This is a genomic window from Bifidobacterium sp. MSK.17.10, from assembly GCF_019129655.1.
GTDB classification, from domain to species: Bacteria; Actinomycetota; Actinomycetes; order Actinomycetales; family Bifidobacteriaceae; genus Bifidobacterium; species Bifidobacterium adolescentis.
On the sequence record NZ_JAHOJD010000004.1, the window covers coordinates 49,503 to 62,711 of the forward strand.

Below are 13,209 nucleotides of genomic sequence, written 5' to 3' on the forward strand. Positions count from 1 at the left end.
GGGTCGGAATAGCCCCCTAGACATAGTCCTTTTGCTCCCCCACCTGGACTCGAACCAAGACAAAGGGTTCCAAAGACCCGTGTGCTGCCATTACACCATGGGGGAACGGCGATAAAACCCGAGGTTTTCCGCCAAGTGTCTATTATGCCATATGCGGCCATCACCTGATACCGCGTGTCGGACGCTTTCGCAGGTGATGGCCGCTTCCTCCGGATTCAGTTCAATGCCTTGACCAGCCAACCATGCGTACCGTTGTCGAAAAGCTCGCTGGTGATGCGGTAGCCAAGATGTTCATACATCGCGAAATTCTTATCTTCGGAGTGTACGGCGGCAACATGTCCACCGGCCTTCCGGATGAGACGTTCCGCCTCGGCCAGCACCGTCTTGCCGATACCATGGCCACGTTCGTCGGCGACCACGGCCAAACGACCAATCACCCAACGTCCGGGTTGATCGGCATGGTCGAGATCAGGGTAGAGACGGCATGTCGCCACGGCGCGGCCGTTTCCAAAAGCCAGCAGATGCGTGGCTCGGCCCGGCTCATCCCATTCGTCGAATTCCGGACGATAATCCTTCTCCACGACGAACACCGCCGTGCGGATGCCGCGCGCCTCGTCCGTCATCATGTCGTATTCGCGGATCTCCATATGATCCGACACTACAGTCGGGCGGGGAAGAGAGATGAATGGAAGTTATGTGGCGTCGTGTTCGACGATGGCACTGTTGTCGAACGCACGCCGAACAACGCACGCCAAACGCACGTAGGCGGATGTATGACAGCCAGCGCACGTGATAGGGTACACCCGTGAACGAAAAAGAGAAGGACTCCGACACACGCATATACGCTTTGGACGGGCTCAGAGGACTCGCGGCCCTGGCAGTGGTCGCATACCATTACACGGGAGGCACCCTCCGCCAACTATTGCCAGGCGCCCAATTCGTCACCCTATTCTTCATTCTCAGCGGACTTGTACTTTCCATCGTTCCGCTACGCGTCGGAATCGACACATACAACTGGCCTCGCTACCAGCTGCGTCGCATCGCCAGACTCGCCATCCCCACCTGCACGGCAATCGGGATCTGCTGTATCGTCTCCACAATCGCCATGCACATGGGGTGGAAAGCGGAAGAATACGCAAACGCGTTCAGCACATCCTCGCCATCAGTCTGGCTACACAATCTGCTCACCCAACTCGACATGCTTTCAATGACCACCGCCGGCACCAGAGTGGACGGTTCCACATTGGCAATGGTCGACCTGCCATCATGGAGCATGTGCTGGGAATTGCTTTTCAGCCTCGCCCTGCCCGTATACGTCATCATCGCCACCGACATGCGATTCGTGGCACCCATTGCGCTCGTATGCGTGCTGTTGTCGGAGTGGACGCAGTGGCCGCCGTTGCGTCACATGGCCATGTTCGCGCTTGGCGTCGCGTTGGCGAAACGGCTTACGGACAACGGGCGCGAGACGATGCGCGACGTCGTTGCCGTACCGCTCGCCCTGTGTGGCATCGTCTTGGTTTGCCAAAGCGGTTTCGGTTTGCTGCCTGGTATTGTCGCCCAACCTTTGGCCGTGTGCGGATGCCTGATATTGGTGGTGTTCGCACTTACCTGCAACGTGGTATCCGACCTGCTTTCCACGCCACCTGTCCGTTGGCTGGGGCGCATTTCATTCAGCCTGTATCTGACCCATCTTCCCGTCCGCGACTGGATTGTGCCGTACATTCCCGTACAGGGTCTATTGCGCCCGATGGTTTTGTTTGCATTGTGCCTTCTGGTGGCGGAGGCGTTCTATCTTGCCGTGGAACGGCCTGCTACCAGACTGTCAAGGAGGCTGGGAAAGGCGAAAAGGGAAGCCTGATGTATTCCGCTTGCGCATGGTGCTTTAGGCGGAATCGCCGGTTTGCATGAATGGCGATTGAGCGACCGGTATACGCTTCCTGCGAGGACATGTTCGGCATGTTCCGCGGCAAGGCGTGCATTCGGAAACTGATCCGCGGAAACATGTCCGGCCACGGCAAGTCAGTCGCCATCACTTTGGAACATGGCATCCACGGAAGCGCGTACCTGCCCGGTGTCCTGTCGTGGCCCGTCAAATACCATCAGGGAGATGGAGTTGGTACGTAGTTCACTCAGCGAGCTCAGCAACGGACGCACCGCCGCGGTGCTGCCCAAAGCGACCGTGCGCCCGTCATCATCAAACGGAACAGGACATCCTACATGTTTATGAGTATCAACAGCTATCAGAATCTCTTCGACCGTCTTGAGGATAAGTTCGATGCTTGCCTCGCCGACGCCCGCATAGCCGAGAACGATGGACGCCGCAACAGGCATGGACTCTGATCCGACGCAGACGGTATTCGTGGCATGTCAATTGAATTATGATTCCCTTAGTTTCAGATTCGAAGGAATCGTCTGGAGCGATTTCCACGACGGTTCGGTCGGCATTCCCGCCTTCGTGCGCGAAGGACAGAACGTCCACATCAAAGCAACAGTGGACAAATACAATCCCGACAGCGGCTTTCCCGCATATCGATGGGTTCCGTGTTTTTCCGAAGGCTCAGGACTTTCGGAAAAACACGGAACCCATTTTTCCATTTCACGAGACTTTTGGCCGACATGTGGAATACCAGCCTGGAAACGCGCCGAACCATGTAATATCGCTTGCGGACACGGGGGCCATTATGGCTGAGAGGAAGCGACCGCTTCAACCGTATGAACGTATACCGGATAATGCCGGCGCACGGACGTCTCTCTACTTCCCGTGCCTTTGCATAAGAGAAAGGCACATACCTTTATGACTGAAGAAAACCAGTCTTCCGCAGTTCGCAAACCCAACGTCAAATGGCGTGTGGTCGACATCGTCGTGGCCGCGATCGTTGCCGTCGCATCCGGCGTGATCTTCTGGGCCTGGGACTTCATCTACGCCGTCCCGACCGCCCTGTTCGACAGCCTCACCCCGGGACTGGGCGGACTCTTCCATTTCATGTGGCTGTTCGCCGGCCCGCTCGTGGCCATCATCATCCGCAAGCCCGGCGCGGCCTTCTTCGGCGAAACCATCGCCGCGGTCATCGAAACGCTGCTGGGCAATCCATTCGGCGTGGCGCACGCACTGCTGATCGGCATGGCCCAAGGACTCGGCGCCGAAATCGGCTTCGCGGTCTTCGTATACCGCAAGTGGAACCTGCTCACCGTGACCCTGGCCGGCGCGTTGACCGGCCTATCCAATGGCCTGTACGAATGGGTCGTCACCGCCGGCTGGTCGACACTGCAAGGCGTCGTGTTCACCGTCTGCTGCGTCATCTCCGGAGCCGTATTCGGCGGAGCGCTCATGTGGTTCGTACAAAAGGCGCTCGCCAAAACCGGCGTGCTCGACCGCTTCGAATCCGGCAAGGCCGACGTCGTGGCCTGAACCACGCAACTCACAATCCAACAACAAACATAGAAAACATGCCGGCCGTCCGCCGGCGTATCCAAGAAAAGAGAAAATCATGACCAACCACGTTCCAGAAGCAACGAAACCCGCCAGCGGAGACTACGCTTGGCTGGGCGCGGAAGCCGGCTCCGTCGCCGACCTCATGTACATGCTCAACACCGAGGACTGGTACGACGCCATCAACTCGCGTTTCGTCAGCGAGCTGCTTGACGACACCTTGCCGGAATCCATCCTCAAGGCGTATCTGATTCAGGACTTCAAGTTCTATAACAACGGCATGATGGCACGTCTCATCAAACTCGCTCCACGTCAGGAGACCAAGGACATGCTCGCGGCGCAATCGCAGTGGTTCGCCGACAACGAGGCCACCTACTTCGAGCACTTCCTCGAGGCCTATCACGTCGGCCAGGAGGAATACGACGCGACCGAACCGACCCCGGCCAACAAGGAGTACGGCGCATACCTCGACAGCCTGTCCGACAAGAGCTGGCCGGAACTGATCACCGCGATCTGCTGCATGGAATGGCTGTACCTCGCATGGGCCAAGCGCACCGTCGATGCCGACGTCATCCAGCAGGTGCCGGTGCACAAGGGCTGGGTCGACCTGCATGAAGGCGCGCACTTCCGCAAGTGGGTCGGCGACCTCATCTCCCTGGTCAACGAATACTGCTCCATCGATGGTCCGGAAGCCGAAGTGTTCCGCACCATCGTGCATCTGGAGCGCCGCTTCTTCGACGACTCCTACCCGCAGGAGTGAGCCTGCGATCCACGACCGCATAAGCCATGAGCCTGGCGCGTACGATCGATGTCGTACACGCCAGGCTCATTTGTTGCGGTTCCGTCCGGAGCCCGATTTCCTCGTGCGCGGCTGCCGCGCGAGGGCGGCCCGTCTACAGCGAGATCCCGTCGATGCGGCGGAGCTCCTCGTCGCTGAACGAAGTGTTCCTAAGCGCACCGATATTGTCGATCAGCTGCTGTGGACGGGACGCTCCGACCAGCACCGAAGCCACCATGCCGTCGTGCAGCAGCCAAGCCAGTGACATTTCGGCGAGCGTCTGTCCACGCTCGGCGGCCAGATCGTTCAGGTCGCGAATCTGCTGAAGCCGTTCCGGCGTCAACGCGCTCTGCTGCAGGAATCGTCCGTCATGTGCGATTCTGCTGTCCGCCGGAACGCCGTTCAGATACCGGTTGGTCAACAGTCCCTGGGCGAGCGGGGAGAAAGTGATAAGGCCTTTGCCAAGACGGTGCGCGGTCTCCTTGAGCCCATTGCGTTCCACGGTGCGGTCGAAGATGTTGTAACGGTTCTGGTTGATGATGAACGGCACATGCATCTCATCCAAAATGGCGGTGGCCTTCTCGAGTGTGGGGCCATCATAATTGGACAGGCCCACATACAGCGCCTTGCCGCTGTTCACGGCCGTGGCGAGCGCGCCCATGGTCTCTTCGAGTGGTGTGGATGGATCCATGTGGTGGTGGTAGAAGATGTCCACGTAGTCGAGGTTGAGGCGTTTGAGGCTTTGGTCGAGTGAGGCGAGCAGGTATTTGCGGCTGCCGAGGTCGCCGTAGGGGCCGGTCCACATTTCGTAGCCGGCTTTGGTGCTGATGATGAGTTCGTCGCGGTGGTGGTGGAAGTATTCGTGCAGGAGTCGTCCGCAGTTTTTTTCGGCCGATCCGGGTTCGGGGCCGTAGTTGTTGGCCAGGTCGAAGTGGGTGATGCCGTTGTCGAATGCGGTGAACACGATGCGGCGCATGGTGTCGTATGGGGTGGTGTCGCCGAAGTTGTGCCAGAAGCCGAGGGATATGGCCGGCAGTTTGAGGCCGCTTTCGCCGGCATGGTTGTAGGTCATGCTGTCGTATCGGTTTGGCGATGGCGTATAGACGGTGGTCGGTTCGAGCATGTTTTCTCCTTTGAATATGCTGCTCATGTCGTATCCGCAATCAACATACACGTCCGTTTGTCGTGCCGCAACATTGCGCAATACAATAAGGCGCATCGCGGTATTCGATGCGGTGGTAGGAGAGTGGCCCATGCGTGTGGAACATGGATTCGGTCCGGTTTGGGATGCCGGATCGCGCGTGTTGGTGTTGGGTTCCGTGCCAAGTCCGAAGTCGCGTGAGATGCGGTTTTATTATGGTCATCCGCGCAATCGTTTCTGGCCGGTCATGGCGGCTGTTTTCCATGATGATGGTTGTCTGCGCGAGTGCCGGGACCCGGACCAGATTGTGGGGTTGCGTAGGGATTTCGCTTTGCGTCACCATATGGCGTTATGGGATGTGATTGAGTCGTACGACATCGATGGAGCGAGCGATGCCAGTATCCGTAATGCGGTGCCCAATGATCTTTCCCCGATAATCATGCGATCGAAAATCGCCCATGTCTTCACCACTGGCGCGAAAGCCGCGCAACTGTACCGTAAGCTCTGCGTTCCGCTGCTTCGGGCGCATGGATTGGACGGCATGCCGATGACGCAGCTGCCATCCACCAGTCCGGCGAACGCCAAAGCCGACCTGCCCGGACTCGTCGAAGCGTACGGATGCGTCGCACGCTCCGTTTCGCAGGCGTCGTAAGGCGTTTCCGACGGCTGCGGCATTGTCCGAACCCTATTTATACAATCACGGTTGCGTTGAAATCCGAAGCGTCCTCCACTAATCCGTCTGGAATGGACGTTTCCCGCGAAAACCAGCAAAACGGAAGGCGAAAGATGGCACTGAGCGCCGCAATCATCCTTGCCGCGGGCGAAGGCACCCGCATGCGTTCCAACAAACCGAAGGTGCTGCACACCTTGGCCGGCAAAACGTTCCTGAACCGTGTCATGGACTCCGTGGCGGCCCTTGACCCCGATACGCTCGCCGTGGTGGTCCACTACCAGGCCGAACGCGTCGCCGAAGCCGCACGCTCCTACAACGAGCACGTCACCATCGTCGAACAGGACGACATCCCCGGAACCGGCCGCGCCGTGCAATGCGCGATGGCGCAGCTCACGCAGAAGGACGATCTGGACGGCGCCGTGCTGATCGCCGCATCCGACATGCCGCTGCTCAACACCGACACGCTCGACCAGCTGCTCGCCTTCCACGAGAAAAGCGGCAACGGCGCGACCGTGCTCACCACCATCCTCGACGATCCGACCGGCTACGGCCGCATCATCCGCGACAGCGAAGGCAACGTGCTGCGCATCGTCGAACAAAAGGACGCCAACAGCAGCGAACTCGCCGTACGCGAAGTGAACACCTCCGTATACGTGTTCGACGCCAAACTGCTCGCCGAAGCCATCGCCAACCTCAAATCCAACAACGCGCAGGGCGAATTCTACCTGACCGACGCGCTCGAAGCCGCCAAAGCCAACGGAGCCGTCGGCGCTTTCGCCGCCCCCGACCCGCTAAGCGTGGAAGGCGTCAACGACCGCGTGCAGCTCGCCGCGCTCGCCAAGGCGCACAACAAGCGCGTGTGCGAGCATTGGATGCGCGAAGGCGTCACCATCCTCGACCCGGACACCACGTGGATCGAGGACGACGTGCAGATCGCACGCGACGCGGTGATCCTGCCCGGCTGCTTCCTCCAAGGCCATACGGTGATCGGCGAAGCCGCCGAAGTCGGCCCGTACACCACGCTGATCGGCGCCACCATCGACGCCGAAGCGCATGTGGAACGCTCCCGCGTGCAGGAGACGCACATCGGCCGCGCCGCCAACATCGGCCCGTGGACGTATCTGCGTCCGGGCAACGAGCTCGGCGAGGGAAGCAAGGCCGGCGCGTTCGTGGAAATGAAGAAGGCGCACATCGGCAACGGCACGAAGGTGCCGCACCTGAGCTATGTCGGCGACGCCGACCTGGGCGAGCACACCAACATCGGCGGCGGCACCATCACCGCCAACTATGACGGCGTGCACAAGCACCACACCACCATCGGATCGAACGTGCACGTCGGCGCGGGCAACCTGTTCGTCGCCCCCGTCACCGTCGGCGACGGCGTCACCACCGGAGCCGGCTCCGTGGTCCGCCACGACGTCCCGTCCGACTCCATGGTCTATTCCGAAAACACGCAACACATAGTAGAGGGCTGGAAGCCCGAATGGGAGCGCTGAACATGCCTGCATTGCAAGATTCCATCGACGCCATCCGCATCGCCGCAGCCGCGGCCGACCGCATGAAGGCCACCGACATCGTGGCGTTCGACGTTACCGAACCATTGGCCATCACCGACGCGATGCTCATCGCCAGCGCCTCGAACGAACGCCAGGTGCTCGCCGTCGCCGAGGAAATCGAGAAGGACCTGTACCTCAAGGCCGGCAAACGCCAGCCGCGCTCCCGCGAAGGCCTGACCGAAGGCCAGTGGGTGCTGCTCGACTACGGTGATTTCGTCATCCACGTCATGCACCAGGAATCCCGCGAATACTACCGTCTCGAACGGTTGTGGAAGGACTGCCCGAGCATCGACCTGCAGCTCGAACACGCCGAGGACGAGCAGAAGCCGACGGCTTCCAGCGAAGCGTGATTTTTCATCCATCATCGAAACGTGCCTTCCCGAAAATCATGCGGAAGGCACGTTTTGGTATGCGCCGTCCCAGCAATCCGAATACGACGGCAGACAGGCAATAAATCGGAAAGACAACCGGCAGATAGGTGAGAGGCATGCCCAGAAACGTCGAACTCGACCATGATGAGACCATGACGCCACACGTGCGTTCCATCACACTGGTGCGTCACGGACGCACCGCATACAACGCGCAGCACAGGCTGCAGGGACAGATCGACATTCCGCTCGACGAAGTGGGCATGTGGCAGGTACGCCAGACCGCGTCCGCATTGCGTGAACTGTACGTGGACCGTCATCCCGAAGCGGCATGCCAGCTGGTCGTCTGCTCCGATCTCAAACGCGCGGCCGCCACCGCCCACGCGTTCGCCGACCCGCTCGGACTCGACGTGCATCCCGACGTCCGCGTGCGCGAACGCAGCTTCGGCGATTGGGAAGGCATCGCCGTCGAAGAGCTCGCCAAACGGTTCCCCGAGGATTATCTGTCATGGGCCCAGTTCCGCGGCGGCGAGCTCAAATATGGCGCAGAACCGAAGCAGAACGTCGGCAGGCGTGGCGTCGAGGCGTTGAACGATTGGGCGTCGAAGGCCGGCTCCGATACCGACCTGTACGTGTTCTCGCATGGCGCCTGGATCTCGCAGACGTTGCAGACGCTGCTGGGATTGAGCGAAGTGCATGGCGATTTCGCCGACATTCTGTCGATGCGCAACGCGCATTGGGTGCGGCTGGCGCCGTTGGAACTACAGGGCGCGCTGCGGTGGCGTCTGGTCGACTACAACCATGGTCCGGCGATCGCCGACACCGAGCAGTGGGAGCATCCGCAGCTATAGCCGCCGACGAAAACGGGGGATGACGCGCGTCCCGTTCCCAAGTTTTTTCCAAGCTTTTCACAGAATCGCAAGTTTTTTCAAAGCGTAATCGGCTACCGTCATGCTCTGTGAAGAATTTTTTCAAGGGCATATCGTTTTCATCGATTTTCGCGGGCGCGCTTGCCGCGGTGACCTCGTTCCTGCTGTCCGCAAAAATCGGCATCGCGGGATCGGTGATTGGCGTCGCCGCCGGTTCCATCGTCTCGGCCGTTGCGACGCAGGTGTACAAGAACGTGCTCAAGGCGTCGGGGGAGAAGCTGCAAAACGCCGTACCGTTCGTGACCAACGACAAGGACGGTACGGACGGTGCCGGCAAGAGCGGCGATGACGCCACCACGGTGATCGCTCCCGCCGAATCCGAGGGCGAGCAGACCAAGACGCTGTCCGCGGAGGAATCCGATGAGACCACGGTCATGACATCCGTGGACGGGGATACGACCACGGCGATGCCCGCAACGTCAGGCCGTGTCATCTCCTCCGCGCAGGCCGGAGGACGCGAATCGAACATGCTTCCGGACAATGCCGGCGGAAGTATCCAGCATGCTGGACGCCGGGCGTCGTTTGACGCTTGGCTGCATGGCAAGCGTGCGCCGATCGTCATCGCGATCGTCAGCGCGCTTATCGGCGTGGCCGTGAGCGCCGGACTGATCCTCGCGTTCACGGGCGGACATGGAACCGATACCGTGGTGCGTGACATGGTCAACAGCAAGCAGACGCCGTCGGATGACAATGCCGGCGATTCCACCTACGGCAGCGGAAACAACGGCACGCAGGACAATATGCAGAACCAGTCCGGCACGACGGACACCGATAAGGATTCCACCACGAACTCCGACAGGAACAACGGCAAGGACACCGGGAAGAAGACGGATTCCACAACCGGCGGCACCGGGACGTCCACCGACGGCTCGGACTCGTCCACCGACACCGGAGACGATTCGAACAAGACGGATTCGTCCACGGACTCCACTACGCCATCCGACGGATCGACGTCAGGCACCAACAATTCGGGACAGTCGGGCGCGGGGACGACCACCACGCCGAATGGTTCGGCATCCACGAACCAGAATCCGACGCCGAACGGTTCGAATCCCAATGGCACGTCATCCGGCACGTCAGGCAATGGGACGGACACTTCGAAATAGCCTATGAGGCATGTGTCTGGGGCTTTCCTCGACCACGTGCCCGACACGCCGCGAATTGCATGATTCTGCTCTGTGTTGTATCTTATACAAGGTTTGCAGAGCAGACATTGGGGCTATGGCGCAGCTGGTAGCGCATCTCCATGGCATGGAGAGGGTCAGGGGTTCGAATCCCCTTAGCTCCACGATTGGAAGGCTTCCGGAGAGATTCGGAAGCCTTTTTCTTTACCGTTTCCCGTCGGCTTCCGGGCAATCCGCTGATCGGATGCGAAAACCAAGAAAGCGAGAACCATGATCGACGAAGTACTGTTCCTGCGCCACGGACGCACCGCATACAATCTCGCCAGACGGCTGCAAGGACAAATCGACATTCCCCTCGACATCGTCGGACGGTGGCAGGCGGACCAAAGCGCGTACGAACTCGCCAAAACCTACTATTGGGCGAAAGTCGCGCATCTCGCCGAACATAACGACCAGCTCGCGCAACCCGCATACGGCAACGCCCATCTGGCCGACGTCGACGAAATCAACAACGCGCCCGCCGCGGCCCGCCGCATGCTCGTCGTCTCATCGGATCTGTTCCGCGCGCAGCAGACCGCGCACGCCTTCGCCGACCTCATGGGGCTGGACGTGGAACTCGACCCGCGTCTGCGCGAACGCAGCTTCGGCGAATGGGAGGGCATGACCCGCGAGGAGATCTGCGAGCATTACGCCGACGACTACCATTCCTGGCGCGCCCACACGGGAGGCGAAACCAAGCATGGCGTGGAAAGCCGCATCCATACGGGCCGACGCGGCGCGGAAGCCGTGCGCGACATCGTCGCCAAACACCATGACGAGACAATGCCTACCACATTGCTTTTCGTCGGCCACGGCTCATGGATCGTGGCCACCGTGGCGGTGCTGCTCGACATGGACCCCGACGATCTCAACAACGTCGGCGCGATGCGCAACGCCTTCTGGACGCGCATGACCCCGCACACCGACCCCAGGAACGCGGACCGTCCCACTTGGAAGCTTGAGGAATTCAACCAAGGCCCCGCCATCGCATCATTCGCCGACTGGGAGAACGGTCCCGAATCGTTGCGCGCGCCCGGCATGCCGCTGTGGAAGCCGATCATCCAATAAGCATCCAATACACGGCGCCGAAACATCATCCAAAGTGAACTCTTGATGAAATCACCGCCGTCCGTACGGCAAATTCTCACGGTGGGACTATCCTTAATGAGGTTGTTTGCCCGACCATGCGGCGAGCCGGGAATCCGGCGATCGTTCCGCATGCGGATCGGGCTTCCGTACAGCGATAGAACGTTGGAAAGCGCGAAAGGCGGGTGAGAGACATGTTGAGAATGTTCAGAACGATTAACGGCCAGGTGGAGCAAATCCAAAAACCGGAGAACGGCTCCTGGTTATGTCTCTCGGCGCCCACCGACGTGGAGCTCGCCAACGTGTCCATGGAAACCGGCATCGACCTGGCCGACCTGCGCGCCCCTCTGGATGACGAGGAACGCTCGCGCGTCGACGTCGAGGACGACTACACGATGATCATCGTGGACATTCCTACCGTGGAGGAACGCGGCGGCCGCGACTGGTACGAGACCATCCCGTTGTCGATCATCATCACCCAGTCCGCCATCATCACCGTCTGCATGCAGGACACGCCCGTGCTGCACCCGTTCATGGAAGGCACCATCCGCGGCTTCAACACATACATGAAGACCCGGTTCATCCTGCAGATCCTGTACCGCAACGCCACCATGTACCTGCGTTACCTGCGCATCATCGACCGCGAAAGCGACAAGCTCGAACTGAAGCTGCGCCACTCCATGCAAAACCGAGAGATCCTCATGCTGCTGGAACTGAGCAAGACATTGGTCTACTTCACCACATCCCTCAAATCGAACGAAATCGTCATGGAGAAGCTGACCACGCTGCCGCGGCTCAAGCAGTATCCGGAGGACGAGGACCTGCTCGACGACGTCATCACGGAAAACAAGCAGGCAATCGAGATGGCCAACATCTACAGCGGCGTTCTCGCCAACATGACCGACGCGTTCGCATCGATCGTGTCGAACAACCTGAACAACGTGATGCGCATCTTCACCATCATCTCCATCACCCTGTCGATTCCGACCCTGATCTTCTCCATGTACGGCATGAACTTCCAGGAAGGCATGCTCGGCATGCCCCTCACGGACAAGCCATGGGGCTTCGCGGTGATCATCGGCATCTCACTGGTCCTTTCGGCGATCGTCACCTGGTTCCTCACCCGGTCGCGCATGTTCAAGTGACGTCCATGATGGGAAAAGCGCGATACGTGGCCGCGGCGGCATGCGCGGCATTACTTGCGGCCGGCGCCGGCGCGTGCGGCACATCGGTTTCCGTGGTGACCGAAGGCGCGGCGCAGGGGCCGACGATCGCGATAGGAGTGGCCGCCGACCAGCCGGGGCTCGGATACCTGCATGGAGGCGAATACTCCGGCTTCGACATCGACGTGGCCAAATACGTGGCGAAAACCCTCGGATACGCGGAAAAGCAGATCGTGTTCAAACAGCTGTCCCCGGCCATGCGAGCCTCCGCGCTCACCGACGGCACGGTGGACATGGTCGTGGATTCCTTCTCCATGGACGGGACCCACGATGGTGAGGCCGACGTCGCCGGACCATATCTGACGGTCCGGGAGGCGCTGCTCATCCGCTCCGACAGCGCATCCGAAATCACCGGGACCGACAGCCTGTCCGATAAAACCGTATGCGCGGTCGCTGGAAGCGCGGCGGACGACAACATCCGCAACCGCACGAAAAACATCCGCACGACGGTGGCGGAACGCGACACGTATCCGCAATGCATGACGGCGCTGATGATCGGCGAGGCCGACGCCGTCGCCGCCGACGACGCGATCGCGGCCGGACTGGCGTCGAACAACACAGGCGACCATCTGAAGATCGTCGACGTTCCCGACGCCACCTGGTCCTACGGCATCGCCGTCAAATCAGGACAGGACGAGCTGGTCGGGCAAATCGACGCCGCATTGCGCGCCATGGTCAAGGACGGCTCGTGGCAGAAGGCCGCGGCCGACATGGGCAAGTCGATCGGATACACGCCCGACGCGTCCATGAATCCGCCGAAGGCAACGGCCAAGGCCCCGTCCTCCGGCACGTCCGCGGCATCGGAAAAATAACGGCGGCGCACGTGCCTGAATAGTGGTTGATTCCTTGCGAAGTGTCC

General features: G+C 60.3%; 15 protein-coding genes, 2 tRNA genes and 1 riboswitch. Of the genes, 13 read left to right on the forward strand and 4 right to left on the reverse strand.

Features of this window, described 5'->3' with window-relative positions; all coding sequences use genetic code 11:
- Positions 1-34: 34 nt before the first annotated feature.
- Positions 35-105, reverse strand: a tRNA-Gln gene (locus tag KSX58_RS04175).
- Positions 106-215: 110 nt separating this feature from the next.
- Positions 216-647, reverse strand: a complete 432-nt coding sequence (locus KSX58_RS04180; protein WP_041777318.1) for a GNAT family N-acetyltransferase — start codon at positions 645-647, stop codon at positions 216-218.
- A gap of 158 nt (positions 648-805) precedes the next feature.
- Between KSX58_RS04180 and KSX58_RS04185 the strand changes: the two genes are divergently transcribed.
- Positions 806-1,861, forward strand: coding sequence for an acyltransferase (locus KSX58_RS04185; RefSeq protein ID WP_195524764.1), 1,056 nt, complete (start codon positions 806-808; stop codon positions 1,859-1,861).
- A 161-nt stretch (positions 1,862-2,022) separates the two neighbouring features.
- On the opposite strand, the gene KSX58_RS04190 is transcribed toward KSX58_RS04185, so the two are convergent.
- The gene (locus tag KSX58_RS04190) at positions 2,023-2,334 is read right to left on the reverse strand and encodes a hypothetical protein (protein ID WP_085379614.1); all 312 of its coding nucleotides are present in this window, start codon (positions 2,332-2,334) and stop codon (positions 2,023-2,025) included.
- Between KSX58_RS04190 and KSX58_RS10590 the strand changes: the two genes are divergently transcribed.
- The 3 genes from KSX58_RS10590 (at position 2,333) to KSX58_RS04205 (ending at position 4,193) form a co-directional block, all read left to right on the forward strand.
- Positions 2,333-2,692: a DUF4839 domain-containing protein gene (locus KSX58_RS10590; protein ID WP_160298770.1), complete on the forward strand. Its 360-nt coding sequence runs from the start codon at positions 2,333-2,335 to the stop codon at positions 2,690-2,692. The genes KSX58_RS04190 and KSX58_RS10590 overlap by 2 nt on opposite strands.
- Positions 2,663-2,766: riboswitch (TPP riboswitch) on the forward strand. (Overlaps the previous gene by 30 nt.)
- Positions 2,767-2,797: 31 nt before the next feature.
- Positions 2,798-3,412 carry an ECF transporter S component gene (locus KSX58_RS04200; protein ID WP_038444506.1) on the forward strand — a complete coding sequence of 205 codons (615 nt, stop codon included), beginning with the start codon at positions 2,798-2,800 and terminating at the stop codon, positions 3,410-3,412.
- A gap of 79 nt (positions 3,413-3,491) precedes the next feature.
- The gene (locus KSX58_RS04205; RefSeq protein ID WP_085381901.1) at positions 3,492-4,193 is read left to right on the forward strand and encodes a TenA family protein; all 702 of its coding nucleotides are present in this window, start codon (positions 3,492-3,494) and stop codon (positions 4,191-4,193) included.
- Between the two features lie 133 nt (positions 4,194-4,326).
- Here the strand turns inward: KSX58_RS04205 and KSX58_RS04210 are convergent, their stop codons facing one another.
- The gene (locus tag KSX58_RS04210; protein ID WP_034984259.1) at positions 4,327-5,334 is read right to left on the reverse strand and encodes an aldo/keto reductase; all 1,008 of its coding nucleotides are present in this window, start codon (positions 5,332-5,334) and stop codon (positions 4,327-4,329) included.
- A gap of 130 nt (positions 5,335-5,464) precedes the next feature.
- On the opposite strand from KSX58_RS04210, the gene KSX58_RS04215 reads away from it, so the two are divergent.
- The 9 genes from KSX58_RS04215 (at position 5,465) to KSX58_RS04255 (ending at position 13,162) form a co-directional block, all read left to right on the forward strand.
- Complete coding sequence (locus KSX58_RS04215) at positions 5,465-6,004, forward strand: DNA-deoxyinosine glycosylase (protein ID WP_217735747.1); 540 nt, start codon at positions 5,465-5,467, stop codon at positions 6,002-6,004.
- 134 nt (positions 6,005-6,138) lie between these two features.
- Positions 6,139-7,521: a bifunctional UDP-N-acetylglucosamine diphosphorylase/glucosamine-1-phosphate N-acetyltransferase GlmU gene (glmU, locus tag KSX58_RS04220; protein ID WP_217735746.1), complete on the forward strand. Its 1,383-nt coding sequence runs from the start codon at positions 6,139-6,141 to the stop codon at positions 7,519-7,521.
- Positions 7,522-7,523: 2 nt separating this feature from the next.
- Positions 7,524-7,931, forward strand: a complete 408-nt coding sequence (gene rsfS, locus KSX58_RS04225) for a ribosome silencing factor (protein ID WP_107646620.1) — start codon at positions 7,524-7,526, stop codon at positions 7,929-7,931.
- Between the two features lie 137 nt (positions 7,932-8,068).
- Complete coding sequence (locus KSX58_RS04230; protein WP_003807037.1) at positions 8,069-8,800, forward strand: histidine phosphatase family protein; 732 nt, start codon at positions 8,069-8,071, stop codon at positions 8,798-8,800.
- Between the two features lie 107 nt (positions 8,801-8,907).
- Complete coding sequence (locus KSX58_RS04235) at positions 8,908-9,984, forward strand: hypothetical protein (RefSeq protein WP_215662491.1); 1,077 nt, start codon at positions 8,908-8,910, stop codon at positions 9,982-9,984.
- Between the two features lie 109 nt (positions 9,985-10,093).
- Positions 10,094-10,166, forward strand: a tRNA-Ala gene (locus KSX58_RS04240).
- A gap of 106 nt (positions 10,167-10,272) precedes the next feature.
- The gene (locus tag KSX58_RS04245; protein ID WP_217735745.1) at positions 10,273-11,109 is read left to right on the forward strand and encodes a histidine phosphatase family protein; all 837 of its coding nucleotides are present in this window, start codon (positions 10,273-10,275) and stop codon (positions 11,107-11,109) included.
- Between the two features lie 212 nt (positions 11,110-11,321).
- Entirely contained in the window at positions 11,322-12,272 is a 951-nt protein-coding gene (locus KSX58_RS04250; protein ID WP_003807032.1) for a magnesium transporter CorA family protein, read from the forward strand.
- Between the two features lie 5 nt (positions 12,273-12,277).
- Positions 12,278-13,162 (forward strand): transporter substrate-binding domain-containing protein, encoded by an 885-nt coding sequence (locus tag KSX58_RS04255; protein ID WP_217735744.1) that lies wholly within the window; start codon positions 12,278-12,280, stop codon positions 13,160-13,162.
- Positions 13,163-13,209: the final 47 nt, after the last annotated feature.

Coding starts and splice junctions, on each gene's coding strand:
- KSX58_RS04230 (WP_003807037.1), top strand. CDS start 8,069: ATGCCCAGAAACGTCGAACTCGACCATGATGAGACCATGACGCCACAC.
- KSX58_RS04205 (WP_085381901.1), top strand. CDS start 3,492: ATGACCAACCACGTTCCAGAAGCAACGAAACCCGCCAGCGGAGACTAC.
- KSX58_RS04255 (WP_217735744.1), top strand. CDS start 12,278: ATGATGGGAAAAGCGCGATACGTGGCCGCGGCGGCATGCGCGGCATTA.
- KSX58_RS10590 (WP_160298770.1), top strand. CDS start 2,333: ATGGACTCTGATCCGACGCAGACGGTATTCGTGGCATGTCAATTGAAT.
- KSX58_RS04215 (WP_217735747.1), top strand. CDS start 5,465: ATGCGTGTGGAACATGGATTCGGTCCGGTTTGGGATGCCGGATCGCGC.
- KSX58_RS04190 (WP_085379614.1), bottom strand. CDS start 2,334: ATGCCTGTTGCGGCGTCCATCGTTCTCGGCTATGCGGGCGTCGGCGAG.
- KSX58_RS04200 (WP_038444506.1), top strand. CDS start 2,798: ATGACTGAAGAAAACCAGTCTTCCGCAGTTCGCAAACCCAACGTCAAA.
- glmU (WP_217735746.1), top strand. CDS start 6,139: ATGGCACTGAGCGCCGCAATCATCCTTGCCGCGGGCGAAGGCACCCGC.
- KSX58_RS04210 (WP_034984259.1), bottom strand. CDS start 5,334: ATGCTCGAACCGACCACCGTCTATACGCCATCGCCAAACCGATACGAC.
- KSX58_RS04180 (WP_041777318.1), bottom strand. CDS start 647: ATGGAGATCCGCGAATACGACATGATGACGGACGAGGCGCGCGGCATC.
- KSX58_RS04250 (WP_003807032.1), top strand. CDS start 11,322: ATGTTGAGAATGTTCAGAACGATTAACGGCCAGGTGGAGCAAATCCAA.
- KSX58_RS04245 (WP_217735745.1), top strand. CDS start 10,273: ATGATCGACGAAGTACTGTTCCTGCGCCACGGACGCACCGCATACAAT.
- rsfS (WP_107646620.1), top strand. CDS start 7,524: ATGCCTGCATTGCAAGATTCCATCGACGCCATCCGCATCGCCGCAGCC.